The sequence below is a fragment of the Kitasatospora sp. NPDC017646 genome (assembly GCF_044329365.1).
Classification (GTDB): Bacteria; Actinomycetota; Actinomycetes; order Streptomycetales; family Streptomycetaceae; genus Kitasatospora.
Genome location: NZ_JBIRJC010000063.1, coordinates 14,285 through 28,443, shown reverse-complemented (window position 1 = coordinate 28,443; position 14,159 = coordinate 14,285). Strand labels below are relative to the sequence as shown.

General features: G+C 72.0%; 13 protein-coding genes. 3 read left to right on the top strand and 10 right to left on the bottom strand.

Annotated elements, in window-relative coordinates; genetic code table 11:
* The first annotated feature begins 1,165 nt into the window (after positions 1–1,165).
* The 3 genes from ACH4J0_RS39910 to ACH4J0_RS39900 all read left to right on the top strand — a co-directional run bounded on the left by ACH4J0_RS39910 (position 1,166) and on the right by ACH4J0_RS39900 (position 2,818).
* Complete coding sequence (locus ACH4J0_RS39910) at positions 1,166–1,822, top strand: hypothetical protein (RefSeq protein ID WP_396246103.1); 657 nt, start codon at positions 1,166–1,168, stop codon at positions 1,820–1,822.
* 61 nt (positions 1,823–1,883) lie between these two features.
* On the top strand, positions 1,884–2,288 hold the full coding sequence (locus tag ACH4J0_RS39905) for a helix-turn-helix domain-containing protein (protein WP_396246102.1): 405 nt from the start codon (positions 1,884–1,886) through the stop codon (positions 2,286–2,288).
* A gap of 314 nt (positions 2,289–2,602) precedes the next feature.
* Entirely contained in the window at positions 2,603–2,818 is a 216-nt protein-coding gene (locus tag ACH4J0_RS39900; RefSeq protein WP_396246101.1) for a hypothetical protein, read from the top strand.
* A gap of 519 nt (positions 2,819–3,337) precedes the next feature.
* Here ACH4J0_RS39900 and ACH4J0_RS39895 read toward each other — a convergent pair.
* From ACH4J0_RS39895 to ACH4J0_RS39850, 10 genes are all read right to left on the bottom strand, one after another.
* The gene (locus ACH4J0_RS39895; RefSeq protein WP_396246100.1) at positions 3,338–3,718 is read right to left on the bottom strand and encodes a hypothetical protein; all 381 of its coding nucleotides are present in this window, start codon (positions 3,716–3,718) and stop codon (positions 3,338–3,340) included.
* Between the two features lie 131 nt (positions 3,719–3,849).
* The gene (locus tag ACH4J0_RS39890; protein WP_396246099.1) at positions 3,850–4,074 is read right to left on the bottom strand and encodes a hypothetical protein; all 225 of its coding nucleotides are present in this window, start codon (positions 4,072–4,074) and stop codon (positions 3,850–3,852) included.
* Positions 4,071–4,763 (bottom strand): hypothetical protein, encoded by a 693-nt coding sequence (locus ACH4J0_RS39885; protein WP_396246098.1) that lies wholly within the window; start codon positions 4,761–4,763, stop codon positions 4,071–4,073. The genes ACH4J0_RS39890 and ACH4J0_RS39885 overlap by 4 nt, the downstream gene beginning before the upstream one ends.
* Positions 4,764–5,262: 499 nt before the next feature.
* Positions 5,263–6,321, bottom strand: coding sequence for a hypothetical protein (locus ACH4J0_RS39880; RefSeq protein ID WP_396246097.1), 1,059 nt, complete (start codon positions 6,319–6,321; stop codon positions 5,263–5,265).
* 13 nt (positions 6,322–6,334) lie between these two features.
* Positions 6,335–7,552, bottom strand: a complete 1,218-nt coding sequence (locus ACH4J0_RS39875; protein WP_396246096.1) for a peptidase M23 — start codon at positions 7,550–7,552, stop codon at positions 6,335–6,337.
* Entirely contained in the window at positions 7,552–8,325 is a 774-nt protein-coding gene (locus ACH4J0_RS39870; RefSeq protein ID WP_396246095.1) for a hypothetical protein, read from the bottom strand. Before ACH4J0_RS39870 ends, ACH4J0_RS39875 begins: the two co-directional genes overlap by 1 nt.
* 3 nt (positions 8,326–8,328) lie before the next feature.
* The gene (locus ACH4J0_RS39865; protein WP_396246094.1) at positions 8,329–10,389 is read right to left on the bottom strand and encodes a hypothetical protein; all 2,061 of its coding nucleotides are present in this window, start codon (positions 10,387–10,389) and stop codon (positions 8,329–8,331) included.
* A 26-nt stretch (positions 10,390–10,415) separates the two neighbouring features.
* Positions 10,416–11,033 (bottom strand): hypothetical protein, encoded by a 618-nt coding sequence (locus tag ACH4J0_RS39860; protein WP_396246093.1) that lies wholly within the window; start codon positions 11,031–11,033, stop codon positions 10,416–10,418.
* Positions 11,030–13,582 (bottom strand): ATP-binding protein, encoded by a 2,553-nt coding sequence (locus tag ACH4J0_RS39855; protein WP_396246092.1) that lies wholly within the window; start codon positions 13,580–13,582, stop codon positions 11,030–11,032. Before ACH4J0_RS39855 ends, ACH4J0_RS39860 begins: the two co-directional genes overlap by 4 nt.
* 25 nt (positions 13,583–13,607) lie before the next feature.
* A complete protein-coding gene (locus ACH4J0_RS39850) occupies positions 13,608–14,159 on the bottom strand; it encodes a hypothetical protein (RefSeq protein WP_396246091.1) in 552 nt (183 codons plus the stop codon).

Genomic DNA, 14,159 nt, shown 5'->3' with positions numbered 1-14,159 from the left:
GTCGGCTCGCCCCCCGCGCGCCCCCCCCCTTCCCCCCCCCCCCCCCCCCGGGGGTGGCGGGGGGGTTTGACCACCCCCCCGGGGGGGGCGGCACACCTCAGCCGAGGTGTCCGGCCACCTGTATGTCGGCGGGCGGCACGGCATCCCGGCCCTCCCCCCTCGCTCTCCCCCACCCACGGGAACGCTGACCACCTGCCCTGCCGCCCAGACCGGGACCGGGCGGCAACTGCGGGCCGACGCGGACAGCGGCCGCCTGGGTGGCTGGGCGCGGCGTGCTCCGCCCCCGCACCCGTGGCCAGCGCCTTGGATGCGCTGGACCATCCCCCGGTCGAGGGCCTGAGCCGCGGATCCGCCAGCAGGGCCGTGGCCGGCCCCGCCGTCGGCCCGTCGCCTCACCGGTCGGGCCGTGGACGGCCCGACCTGGCACCCGCCCCCTTGAAGCAGTGGCGGGTGCCCGTGCTGGGCGGGCCACCTACCGATCCGGCCTGCACCGAGCGCCCCGGCCTGCCCGCCACCGGGTTGGTTGCCGACGTCACCACCCACCTGACGAACACCTCGTTGCCCACCTTCACGACCTGGAAGCGCGGGCCGGGACCACCCCGTGCCCGCACTCGCCACCGAGCCGCAGCGCCAACAGCGGCAAGGAACGGACACCAGCCGCCGGAACTCGTAGGCATGGAAAGGGCCGTCAAGGCCCGGGTCCGGCGGCAGCCGGACTTCCATGACTGGCGCAGTGAGCCCGACCGGCCCCGGCCAGCAGGCCGACGTCGGTGCCCGGCCCGAGCGGCGGCAGCGGCACGGACAGCCGGCCCGCCGGAGGCCCCAGTCGCCAGCAACAGGCGCAGTACGGGGGCGTTCGGCACCTCGTGTTGCGCGCGTTACGACGGCGAGTTCCTGTCACTGATGAGAAGCAGATCCGCGAAAACGCCCTCTGACCTGCACTTATCCAGCGAGGAACGTTTCAGAGATCTGAAACACGGGGGATCGCTGGTGTTAGGCGTGTCTGAAACAAACCTTCCCCGCCCGACCCGGCTCCGACCCCCGCGCGGCGGCAGTCACCCGGTAGCACCGACTTGACCGTGTCGTTCTGGAAATCTGAAACAGCGTGGTTAAGGCTGTGCTACCGTCTTGATCGTTCCATTCATGATCAGAGATGGGTGCCGCGATGACCGACCGCCTGCTCCCCGCCAAGGGTCAGCGTGTGATCACCGAGCTCGACCGCAAGGGCAACGTGATCGTCCGCGTGCAGACGGTCAAGTCCCGCGAGTTCGAATCCGGTTACGGCTCACTCGGCGACCCGGTCCTCGGCTACGTCACCGACGCGCGGATCATGCTCGAGGTCCTCGGCAGCCTGCGCGCCCCGGGCGGCTGGTTCCAGACCTGGTGCAAGGTGCTCTCCCTCCAGCGGATGGGCTCCGGCACCCCGAAGCGCCCCAACACCCCCGGCTACGTCCGCACCACCCAGCGCGACCTCCAGTCCCGCGCCGGCCTGTCGCCCGCCACGGTCTCCGAGGCGATGCAGTACTTCTCCTCCCTGCCCTGGGTCCGCCCGGCCGGGCGGGGCCTGCTCCAGCTGAACCCCTTCCTGACGGTCGCCATCGGTTCGGGGGATCATGAGAGGGTGCAGCAGGAGTGGCTGGACGCCGTCGGCGACACCTTCCTGCTGCCAGGCCCCGACCACCCGGCGGAGTGGCGCGAGATCCGCGCCGCCGCCAAGGACGAGGCGAAGAAGGCGAAGCAGGCCGCGGTGGGGGAGAACGTGGTGCCGATCAAGCGCGTGTCCGGCCGGACGGCCCAGCCCAAGCGCTCCGCCGCCGTCTGAGGCCCAGCCCGCACGCGGGCGGCCGGCCACGGCAGCCCCGAGATCAGGAAGGACCAGCACCATGGCGTACATCGCCCCGCTTCCGTCGGCCCCGGTCGTCCTCAGCCGGGAGGCGTTGGAGGTGCTCTCGCTGGTCGACCTGACCGCCAGCGCTCACCGGCTCCTGCACCTGTTCCTCGCCCGGTTCGACCCCGACTTCGGCACCGTGAACCTGAGCCAGCGGGACATGGGGGAGCTACTGGCCCTGTCCCACCCCTCGGTGAACAAGGCCGTCGGCGCCCTGGAGCGTACGAAGCTTGCCTGGCCGATCGACGACGCGCTCTACCAGCTCCACCCCGTCTTCACCGGCGGGAAGATGTCGGACCGCCTGGCGGTCGTCCCTGAGATCGTGGTGTCCGATCCCGAGTCGTTGCGCGAGGCCCGGCGGCAGCGCTACAGCCGGCAGACGGAGAGCTTGCCCGCCTGACCGGTAGCACAGAGTTAACCGCAACGTTCTGCGTCTCTGAAACGTTCTGCACTCACACCGCCCGGCGTCGGGCGCAGCCCACACTGAGGCCCGCTTCGGCGGGCCTCAGTGCTGTTCCCACAGGTCGGAGCGCAGACCACGGCGGCCAGCCTGCCTCGGGGCGGGAGAGAGAGTGGTAGCAGGGGCTTAACCGCTCTGTTCTGGGGGTCTGAAACAACGGGCCGGTCTGGCCCTGGTGGCCAGGGCCAGACCCCTACCACCGGTGGTAGCGGTCTGGCCCACCCGCACCCACCCAGGCTGCGACACTGGTGATCATGACCGACCGACGCAGCCTCTCGCTGCCCGCCTTCTCCGATCCTGCCGCCGACGCGCCCCTTCCCGCCCAGTCCGGCGGGCGCCGGCTGCTGCCGGTCGAGCAAGGCGCCGACTTCCGCCAGCCGCTCGGTGAGACCGCGGCCGTACCCGCCCCGGCCCGTCGCCGCCTCTCGCCCGGCGGCCTGACCTTCTCCGACCCGGACCGCCAGATTTGACCGCTTCGGGCCGCCGCCCCGGCCGTGGCACGGGCACGTTCGGTGTGCCGGTTGCCGAGGCGCTTGAGCTTGCGGCGGACCCGTTCGCCGTAGGCCTCGGGTAGCCCAGTGTCGAGCGCGGCCCGTGCCCAGGACTCCCCGTCCGCCGCCCAGCGGCGGGCCGTGGCCTGCTCCCCAGCGGTGAGGGCCCGCAGAATGGCGGCGAGCCGGCCGTCCGAGAGCTCCGCCTTCAAGGCCTGGAGCTCGGGGGTGCGGTGCTCAGTGAGCAGGTCGGCGACGGTGAGGTCGGCGCCGAGGGGCTGGCTGAGTAGCACGCACCGGCGCCCGCCGGTCTTCCGCTCCCACAGCGGCTGAAGGTTGCGGTGTTCGGCCCGGCTGTGACGCCGCAGCAGGCTCACGATCTCTGGGTCGTCGCTCCAGCCCTGGCCAAGCCCCTCGGTCCAGGTTCCGAGCAGGGCCGTCTCGACCGCCTCGCGCCACCGCTGCGGGTTGGACAACCCGAGCCAGGTGCGGCTGAAGTCATCGACCGCCTTGGTGTTGCCCTCGAAGCGCAGCCATCAGCGCGGAGCGCGTCTCGGGAACTAGCCACCGGTCCTGGATTGCGCCGATGAGTACCAGGACGAGGTCCGCGTAGAGGCGCTGGGACTTGTCGCCGGGCACCATCTCCGTCCAGCTGATAAGAATCCTGATCCCCGCAGCGACCAACTGGTAAAGATGAGCCCGAACCCAGTCGAGGTCTGCGCGGTTGCTCTCGTCGATGAGGCGGAACCACGGGACGATGCCGCCGGTCGAGACGCATGCGTGGAGGGTGTCGTTGAGCGGTTGGTCGCACCGGGCGCACCAGGGCAGCAGGCGGGCTCGCACGGCGAGCCCGGTAAAGCGGGCGTACTCCGGGTCCATTCGTGACTCCTTGCCAGTCTCGGAGATCAGGGTCTGTCATCTCCAGTCCTGCCGTCGGGGGGAGTCGGCAAAGAATCTTGAAAACCCGCATGTGACGCCCATCACCTCGGATAAGACCGGCATATACGCAGTCAGCTGTTCTGGCGCCGGAGGGCTCTGACGCCGAGGTCGTAGGCCATGGAGCCGAGGGCGAGGACGACGAGCGGCCACACCAGCGGGGAGTTCGGCGGCACCGTGCCTGTCAGCAGGGCGCCTGCGACTGATCCGGTGCCAGCCATGGCGGTGCAGGTCGGCGCGGCGGGCACGCGCAGCACCAAGCCGTGCTCGGTCTCCCGGTAGACCGGGGGCCGGCTCATCGGGTCACCGCCGCTGCGGCCCGCTGGGTGTGCCGGTCGCCGAGGTGAGAGAGCTTGCGGCGGACCCGGTCGCCGTAGGCGGCAGGCAGGCCGAGGTCGAGGGCGGCGTCGGCCCAGGTGGCCTTGCGCGAGGCCCAGAGGTTGGCGACGGCGGCCTCCGTCGGGTCGAGACCGCAAAGCACGGCGTCGACCCGGGGGTCGGTGAAGTCGTGGTCCAGGGCAAGGAAGCCGGCGTCGGACTTATCGGGGAGCACGTCCCGGACCGTCACGCCGTCGCGGTTGGGCGTCTCCAGCAGCCACACCCGCTTGCCCTTGCCCGTACGAACGGTGCCGTCGGGAGCCCGCCACTGGAAGCCGCCGGGCCGGTGCTCCCAGATCTCCGTCCATCGTCGGCGTTCGGCGGCGGTGTAGTCCCGCAGGATCGCCAGCAGTTCGGCATTGGTCAGGTAGCTGCCGAGCCGGTCGACCCAGTCGCCCAGCAGCCCGCTGATCACCGCGTCTCGCCACTCATGGGGCTTCCTGTGGCCGAGGACGTCGCGGGTGAAGTTGTCGACGGTGGCGTGGTCACCCTCGATAGCGGCCCACCGGGCGGCGAGCGCCGCTATGAGGGTCTCCCGGGTCAGTCCCCAGTCCCACATCTGCCTCCACCACAGGCCGAATGCGATCCAGCCCGGCGTGGTTGGCACCATGAACTCGAATTTCACCTCCCCAGGCATCCACTTGATGGTGACGGGGCCGGCTGGGACACCAACATCGCCGCCGTCCCTTCCCAGCAACACGAGGAGGGCTGCCTCATAAGCCCCAAGGCGATCGTCCAGGGGCAGGTCCCTGTACTGACACTGGACCGATCGACCGGTCCATCCCAGCGGTTCCTGTAGAAGGGCGAGCCCAGCCGGAAGCGCACATGGGTGGGCTGCGGTGGTCATCTCTCTCGTTCCTCCGTCTTCTGGGGAGGTTCCCCACTCTCTGGGGCCGGGATCGGGCGAATCCGGCAAGGATCTTGGAAATCTCGATGTGTCGTGCGTCACATGACGGTGGTGGTCCTGTTGCCCGGCGTACCCGACTACTGCCTCCGGTGATAGCGGTCTCGGGGCCCGGAGCTGCCGCATGGTGTGTCCGGTTTGCCGGAACACCGCGCCAGACTGGCGCCGCGGGCTTGTCCGCGGCGGGCTGGCCGGGTGGTACGGGTCAGGTCCGGGGTGGTCGGGGGAGGGCCAGCAGGTGCACGGTGGGGGTGTCCTTGCGGACCGGACCGGGGCGTACGGCTCCGCTTTCGACCCAGCTGATGACGTGGCGGCGGCGTTTCTCGTCGTTGTCGAGGGCGGTCACGAGCCGGCCCGCGATTTCGAGGGCGTATTCGGGATCGTCTGCGGCGAGTTTGCGCCAGGCGAGGTGTGCGTCGCGGGCGAGGCGGCCGGTGTCCTCGGCGGGCGCCCCGGCTGTCCGTCGGCGTTCGATGGTGAGCAGCAGCAGGTCTGCGGCCTCGGCCCAGTCGCTGTGGCGCAGGGTGAGCCAGGCCCTTAGGCCGAGCGCGTTGACGGTTTGTGGGTGGTGGTCGCCGAGGAGGCCGGTGAGGGAGTCCTCGAGTGCTTCTGCCGTGAGGAGGGCGCCATCGTGGTCGCCTGTTTCTTCCTGGGTGCGGATGCGGGTGAGCAGTAGGGCGTAGGGGCCTGTGAAGGGTTCTGACCAGTTGTCGGCGGTGGTGGCGGGGAGCCGTTCGGCTGGCGGTGGTGTGAGCTTTGGGACGCGCAGGATGTGGGTGGCGTGGGGATCCGTGGGCGCGGCTGGGAGGGGGGTCGGTGGCGGTCCGGACGTGACGGGGCCGGTGGTGAACGGCCTGGGCTGCGGGGGTACGGGCTGGGGGGCGAGGGCCGGGGCGGCGGTCGCCCGCGGCTGCGGCGGCTGTGGCTGGGGGTGGACGGGCGGGGGCGGCGGCGCGGCGGGTGGGGGCTGGGGTGCGGGTGTCGCCGGTCGGGGGTGCGGGTGGGCGAGGGTGATGGCCCGTCCGTCGACGGACACGATCAGGTGCCACACCGTGCCCGTCGGTTCCTTGGCGATGGCCCGGACCGGGCGGTCGCGCAGCGCCGCTTTGATCTGCACTTCTCTGAGGGCGGCGACGCGGGCCTCGTGGAGGTCTGCGCCCGGTGGGACCGGGATCTCGGCGCCGTCGAGCAGGGCCGTGCCGGAGCTGGTCAGGGTGATGGTGTAGACGGGCGAGGCCGGGACGGTGTCCGGGTCGATGGTCACGGTCGGTCTCTTCCTATCCGGCGGCCGGGTAGTAGGGCGGTGCCCACCCGAGGTAGGTGGCGCCCCACTTCGTTTCGATCTGCTCTGCCGGGACGATGTCGATGTGGCCCGGCCTCAGGATGTCGGTGCTGGCGACCTGCCCGCCTCCGACGTAGACGGCGATGTGGCCGTACTGGCCGCCGGTGTCCCAGTACAGGAGGGCGCCTGGCGGGGGGTTGCGGTCTTTGTCGTGCCGCATGGTGGCCGGGATGATGTTGCGGTAGTGCTCGATCGCCCACGCGTGCGAGTTCGCCGGGGGGTTGGTGTACCCGGCGTAGTTCCAGCCGTAGGCGGAGGCGGTGGCGGCCAGGCACATGGCTTGCCACCTGGCGGTGCCGTTGGCGGCCTCGTTGCGGTCCCAGGCGATGGCGTCCGCCGTGCTGCGCGGGTTCTTGACGATGTCGGGCCAGGGCGCGGCGCTGTCGTGGAACGGGGCGCCGGGGACGGAGGGGGCCTCGGGGTAGCAGTTGTTGGGGCCGGTGGGGGTGGCGCTGGAGCCGGGGGCGGCGGTGCCGCTGGCACCGGTGCCGGGCCGGTTGAGGTCGAGGCCGGCTTGGGCCGCTATTTCGCGGGCGCTCTGCTCCTGGCGGTCGTACAGGTCCGGGTAGGCGCTGTGCTGGACCGCCTGGGCGGCGGCGCCGAGCGGCTTGTCCTGCCAGTACGGGACGCCGGTCAGGCCCTGGGGGTCGCCGGTGGGCGAGCCGTAGAAGAACATCCTCGCCTGGTAGTCGGGGTGGCCCTTGAGCTGCTCGACGGTGCCCCAGCCCATCGAGGGCCGCTGCTGGAACAGCCCTATCGAGTCGCGGTCGCCGCCGGGCAGATCGATCAGGGTGGACTCCTGCAGAGCCGTCATGAGGCCTATGAGGGTCGCCCGGCCGGACAGTCCTCGTTCGCGGGCTACCTGGTCGATCGTCTTGGCGTTGGCGAGCTGCTCGTCGCGCATCCGGCCGCCGGGGTAGTGGGTGGGGCTGGCTCCGTCGGGGCCGGTGCTGCCTCCGGGCAGGGGGGCGCCGGGTGTGCCCAGGTTGCCGCAGGAGGTACTGGCGGCGCCGGCCTTTCCGGCGCCGCCGCCGAGGATGCCGATGACCAGCAGGCCGACCAGCCCGAAGGCTGCGACGATCGCGCCGGCTTTGAGCATCAGGGCGCGGCCCGCTGCCTGGGCGGCGAAGCGGGCCGCGTCGCGGCCGTCCACTACAGCCCCAGCAGGGCGGATACCCGCCACTGGTCGCCGTCGCCGAGGGTGACCTCGGCCTGCAGGACGGTGGTCTGCGTCGTGGTGGCGTAGCCGCGCACCTCGATGGTGGCGGTGACCTTGCGCCAGACGCGCAGCGGGGTGTCCGGCGGCAGGCCGGGGTCGGCGGGGCCGACGGTCACGGCGGTGACCGTGGCCGTCGCGGATCCCTGGCTGACGAGCTTCGTGAACGCGGGGTCGGAGTGGCCTTCCAGATTGGCGGTCAGGGCGGGCGTCAGGTAGGGCGCGGCCCGTTCGACGGAGGCTTTGTGGTCCTGGTCTTTGACCGGGTCGCGGGTGAGGTAGAGGCGTACGGCGTTCTCGGCCACCTTGTCGTGGTTGCTGCGGTCGTGGGTGGGCTCGGGTGTCTGCTGCGGTGTCGTGGTCACGGCGGTCGGCTGGGGCTGGTCGTCCTGGGAGACGGGGTGCGTCGTCGAGGCGGCCGGCGCGGGGCCGGCCGCCTGGTGCCCGCCGCTGGGCCACAGCCACCGGGCGCCGATGCCGAGGCCGAGGATCAGCAGGATGGCGAGGATGGCGCCGGCCGGGTTGACCGGCTCGCGGCGCCGCTGTTCCTCGAGCCATGCCTTCGTCTCCCGCCGGCTGTCGTGGCGGTGGTCGCGGCGGGCTTCGCGGCGCTTGCGGCGGTTGCCGGTGCGGGTTTCCTCCGGCATGTCGACGCCGCGGGCGAGGATCTCGCGCCATTCCTGGGGGGTCGGCTCGCGGTCGGCGGGCATGGGTCATCCCCTCCTGTTGGCCTGGGGCGTGGGGGCCTGTGTGCGGGCGGCGGGCGCCACCTTGCGGGCGGGCGGCGGTGTCGTGGTGCCGCGGCGGCGGCGCGGCCGGTCGGCGATCACGGGCGGGGTACGGCTGATCACCTCGCCCCGGATGACTCGGGGTTCGCCCGGTGGCGGGGGCGGCGGGGCCTGCCTGAACCCGTAGTCCGGCCCGTCCTGCGTCCCGTCCTGCGGCGGCTGGGTGCGCGGCCGCCCAGCCGCCGGGGCCGTCGGCGGGGTGGTGTGGGCGGGCGGCGGTTCCGGGCGGCGGTGCCCGGGGATGGCCGCGGGCTGGCCGTCGGCGCCGGTCTGCGGCCGGGCCGGGCCTGTGGTCGAGGCGCCGGCGGGCAGCGGGGTGCGGGCGGGACCGGCGCCGCCGGTCCCGGCCGGGATGGGGCGCGGCTGCGGGCGCGGGAGCGGCCGGGGTGAGGTGCGGTGGTCGCTGCCTGTTCGTCCGCCGTGTGTTCCTGCGGGCAGCGGGATGCGGGCGGGTGCGGGCTCGATGGCTTCCTGCGGCAGCGGCGGCGGGGGCGGCGGGATGGGCCGGGGCCGGGTGGGCGTGGGGGGCTGGCCGCCGGAGCGCCCTGTGCCGCCGGACCCGCTGCCGCCGGGTCCGCTGCCTGACCCGTCGTCCTTGCCTCCGCCGCGCGGTTTCCTGTCGGGGGCGGTGGGGGAGGGGCGGCGCGTGAACGTGCGCTTGCCGATCTTGCTCAGGGCCTGCATGGCGAGCAGGCCGCCCATGGCGCTGCCATTGCTGGTGGCGACGCCGAAAATGGCCGCCACGGTCGACCGGAACTTGATCCCGACGACGGCAACGGCGATCGACAGGCCGGCGCTCGGCAGCCACCCGTAGGTGCCGAACATCTGCGTCGTTGCTGTTTGGAGGCTGAGCACCGCCCCGAGGACCAGGGTGGCGATCATGGACTCCAGCGTCCGGCCGAGCAGCTGGTCGAACCAGGCCAGGCCCCACTGCCGCGGACGCCCCGGGATGACCCACAGACAGGAGAAGACGACGCCTGTCAGAAGCAGCATCAGTGCCCCGAGCAGGCTCGCGAGCGAGGTGAAGCACAGCATGATGATCAGGACCGCGAACAGCAGCACGGAGATCAGGGAGGGGATGACCACGGCGATCCGGCCGACCGGGCGGTGTCCCTGTCGCCAGCTGACCGAGTCCGAGCCGACCGCGTCCTTGGTCACCGTGTCCTGCAGCCAGTCCTTGCGCTTGTCCATGTCAGTGCCCTTGTCCAGGACCTGACTTCCGAACTTGCGGCACACCTCGAAGCTGCCGTACTCGGCCAGGCACCACGGCGTGGCGACATAGGCGCGCCACACGCTGTCGGAGCTCTTGCGCAAGGCGTCGTCGCGGCCCTGCCCGGTGAACTGCGGGGTGTGGTTGAGCTTGAACGGGAAATCCTGCGTTCCGTCGCCGAGACCGGCCGAGGTGGCCTGCATCGTGACGTTGGCCCCGAGCGTGCGCGCGGTGTCGACGCCGCCGACCCACGCACCAGGCGAGGTCAGCAGCGAAATGGAGACGACGCCGGACACGGCGACCCAGGCGATCTGCGACAGGCTCCCCCCGCCGTTCTTCTTGTGGTCGACGAACGCGACCAGGGCGCCGATGGCGAGCGCCGTCGGGAGCAGGGTCTCCGTCAGACCGGCGGCGGCGCCGCCGATGCTGCGGGTGATCGCCTGCTCCAGGGGCGGGATCGACGTCAGCGCGAACAGCCACTGGACGATCACCACGCACGCGCGGCCGACGATCACGATCAGCATCATGCCGAGGTCGGCGAACGCCTCAAGGGTGGGGTCCAGGACGTCGCTCACGCCGTAGTCGGAGTCGAGCTGCCACAACAGCATGTTGTTGTAGGTCTCGAACATCGTCCCCTGCCCGGCCGGGACCGAACTGCTCGGCGACGGCATCAGGTCCCCGAGCCCGACCGGGGCGATGTTGGCGGCGTGCGCGGGCATCGTGCCCAGGCACAGGAAGAACAGCAGCGGGATCATCAGGTTCCGCAGCCGCGGCACCCGGCTCAGTATCGGGAAAAGAGGGATCACTTCGACACCCGGCTAAGGATCGCGGTCAGCTCCGCCGGCGATGTGATCGCGTCCTCGTGCTGGTCCACCCGCCACCCGCCGTCATCCTGCACCAGGCGCAGCGCGCGGCGGTCGGTCTCGGCCGGCTTGTCGGGCCAGGTGACGGACCAGGTGGCGTAGACGGCCCAGCCGGCCGGGTGGTTGCCGGCCGCGGGAATGGCGGTGGCGTCGCTGACGGCGACCTTGCCGGTGTCGGCGTAGTCGGGGCCGGTGGGCGTGGCGGTGGCGGGCGGGGGCGGGGTGGAGCCGTCGGCGTAGGTGGCCGGTGGCAGGGTGGGCGTCTCGGATGCGGTGGGGGTCGGCGTCCAGTGGTCGATCGAGGCGGGGTTGGCCTCATGGGCGCTCATGCAGTCGGCGACGGTGCCGCCGCGCAGCCGGGCCGACATGAGCGGGCACGCCTTTGTCCAGTCCCCGGAGTTGGCGGCCTCCTGGTACTCGCGGGCCGCCTTGAGGACCGCGGCCGCCGGGTCGTCGGTCTTGGCGGGTTTGCCGTCGGACCCGCAGCCCGCCGCGGCGAGCAGGGCGGCGGCAGCGGCGGTGAGGACGGCGGCGCGGGTGCGGCGGTGCTTCGTCAAGAGGTCACCTTCTCCATGGATACGGGCCCGCCGTCGTGTCCGTCGGCGCTTGCGGTCGCCTGCGGCGAGGTGTCGAGCCACCCGCGCAGTTCCCAACTCGGGATGTCCCACTGCACGGTGGCGGCGGCGTCACGCCGGTCCCGCACGATGCAGTGGCCGTGCCGGATCTCGCCGTCGGGCAGCAGGCCGACGCTGCGGATCAGAGCACGGGTGTGCCGGTCGACGGGCAGGCCGAGGAGCTCGGCCAGCGCGTCCTGCTGCTCGGCGGTGGTCAGCTGGAATCCGAAGACCGCGCTGATTTGCTCGACGACACCGGTCAGTCGGTTGATGCTGTCCGGGTCCTGAGTGTCCAGCAGCAGCGCCGTCGCCAAAGCGCGACCGACACGGGCGATGTAGGAGAGGAACGCCGAGCCTTCACGCGTCGCGGTCAGAACGTGGACCTCCGGCACGCACACGGCCTTGCGCAGGCCCCGCAGGTCACGGCGGCCGGCCGTCACCACACCGAACGCCAGCATGCTGTGCATCAGCGCCACCGACAGACGCTGGGAGACGTTCCAGTCCTCCCGGTCGGACTCGATGTCCGGCAGCGACAGCCCCGGCATCTGCACCACCCAGATACCCGGCTCCGGGCGCAGCGGAATCGTCTGGTCAGTGGGGCGGCCCATGAACGGTGCGCCGACGCCGGTCTGCGCGAGCTCATAGAGGGCTTCGCCGGTCTCGCGGGCGAGCGGGTCCTCCATGCGCCGCAGGTATTCGATCACTCGCCATGTGGCGGGCTGGCCCTGGCCGACGACGGCGTTGACAGCATGCTGGATCGGGGTCTCGGCGCCGCGAGCGCGCAGGTGCGGGGGGATGGCGATGCCGAGCTGGGCGGGGACCTCGATCTGCGCGCGCTCGACGCCTTCTTCGGCGAGGAGGACGAACAGGTCGCAGAACCCGGCGTATTGGGTGCCGGTCTCCACGACATGGCCCGTCAACCCGAGCTGGCGCCCGGCCGTCACGACGCCGCCCAGGTCGCCCTTGAAATCCAGCGCGATGCAGCAGGCGCCGCGGAACGCGGCGTCCAGCATGCTCAGCATCATCGCGGTGGTCTTGCCGCGGCCCGACCGGCCGACGTAGAGGGTCGTGGTCGCGTCGCCGCGATCGCTCCCGGCCGTGACGTCGTTGCGGAACGGCCCGGGAGTCGAGCCGGTGAGGTAGCCGGCGATCGGACCGTCGTCGTCGCCTACCTTGGCACCGCCCCACCACCAGGAGCCGGCGAAGGCGGTGGCATCACGGATGTGTCCCAGGTCCGGCACGCGCAGCCGGTCACCGGGCTGCGCCTCGAGCCACAGTTCGCGCTGCTCGTCCTCCGCGAGGTGGACCTCGATGCCGCTGCCGCCGTAGAAGTCGATCACCGCGTCGACCCGGGCGCGCAGGTCGGCCAGGCTGGTGGTCGAGGTGACGATCAGGCGCGGGTGGTCCTCCACCAGCGTCACGTCCTCGCGCTGCATGTCCCGCGCGAGACCGGCCATGACGTCCTCGGTCTCCTCGATGGCCCCGCCCGGGTCCTCGGCCGAGTGCCTCGCGGCACTGCGCCTTTGTTCCTTGGCGAGGCGGCGCGCGTCGTCCACGACCTTGAGTGCGTCCCGCTTGCGCTGGACCTTGAACCGGACGCTCGCCTCGGGGCTCACGGGCAGGATCAGCGCGTCCGGGTCGTCCTCGCCGTCCTCGGGCTCCGGCACGTAGTTGATCTCGGCGAGCACCCGCAGCCACTCGCCGGAGCCGGGGACGGGCTGCTGCTCCGGGAACCCGGCCATGGTCAGGATCGCCGTCCACGCCGCCACTTCACCGCCGGGCCCGACGACCTGGAGATGGTCCGGGAAGGGCAGGATGCGTCCCCTGGTCAGGTTGGCGAGCTGCGCGCCGACCACCTGGCCGCGGTGCGCGGCGGGGACCGGGGCCGCGCGGTGCTGCTCGCGGCTGATCATCCACGCCAGCATCTCCACACTGGCCGGCCGGGCCCGCCAGGGCGTCGCTTCGAGACGGCGGCCCAGGCGGCGCATGGTCGCGTCCAGCTTGGCCAGTTCGCGGTTGCTGACGGAGGCGGAGGCGATCCCCAGCCCCTCCTGCACGGTGCGGCGCCCGGCCGACTGGGCGGCGCCGGTGCGATCGGTGATCCTCACTCCGAGCAGCAGATGGCGTGAGGGCAGGCCGATCTGTTCGAGGCGGCGGACCCTCAGGTCGGCCCAGTACTGCCAGTTCCCGGTGGTGAACATCTCCTCGGCCTCGGCGAGGTAGTCGGCGGCGTGCAGCGGCGACCAGAGCACCCGCAGATGGCAGTCCATCCCGCCGAGCGTGTGCGCCAGGGCGCTGATCGCCTGGTCGAGCTCGGCGTCCCGGGCGGCCTCGCTCATGAGATCGGTGTTCGACGTCCCCAGGACGTACCAGGCCTCGGCGTGCGTGCTGGTGACGATCAGCCCGTCGGCGACGGCCGTGTACTGCGGCGGCGGCGCCGAGCGTTCGCCGCCGAGGCCAACGAACTGCCCGATCCGTCGGGCCAACTTCATGCGCGTTCCCCCTGCTACTGGCTGGCTAGTTGTGGAGTGTCTTGCGCCCGTACGCGCGCCCCACCGCGTCCGGGCCGTACAGGCGCGGGCGGGCGGCCAGCTGCAGCGGGACGCCGGAGCCGGTGGGAATCTGGCCCTGGGGCCCGAGGAAGCGGTCGACCAGCCGACCGAGCGGGGAGTCCGCGAGCAGGTCGAGCCGACTGCCCCAGCGGGCACGCCGACCCAGCCACTCCGAGCGGTGCGTCGCGCGCCGGCCGCCGCAGATGACCGGACGGTGCCCGAGGACCAGGTACCGGATCGAGATGGCCCACCGGGTGATGTTCCACCGGCGGTCGAGCTTGTGGCTGCGCTGCGTGCCGAAGATGGTGATCATCAGGGGCGGCAGAAAGTACAGCGTGAACGTGAACCGGCTCGGCAGCCCGAGGATCAGGAGCAGGAGACCGAGCCACACGGCGTACAGGACCAGACCGAGGACCAGGGCGCGGCGCGGCGCGCCCTCGCCCAGGTCGATGCCCAGCAGTTCGTGCTGGCGGGTTTCCAGGTCGAAGTGCCGGGTGTAGGTGTTCCCCTGCCGCAT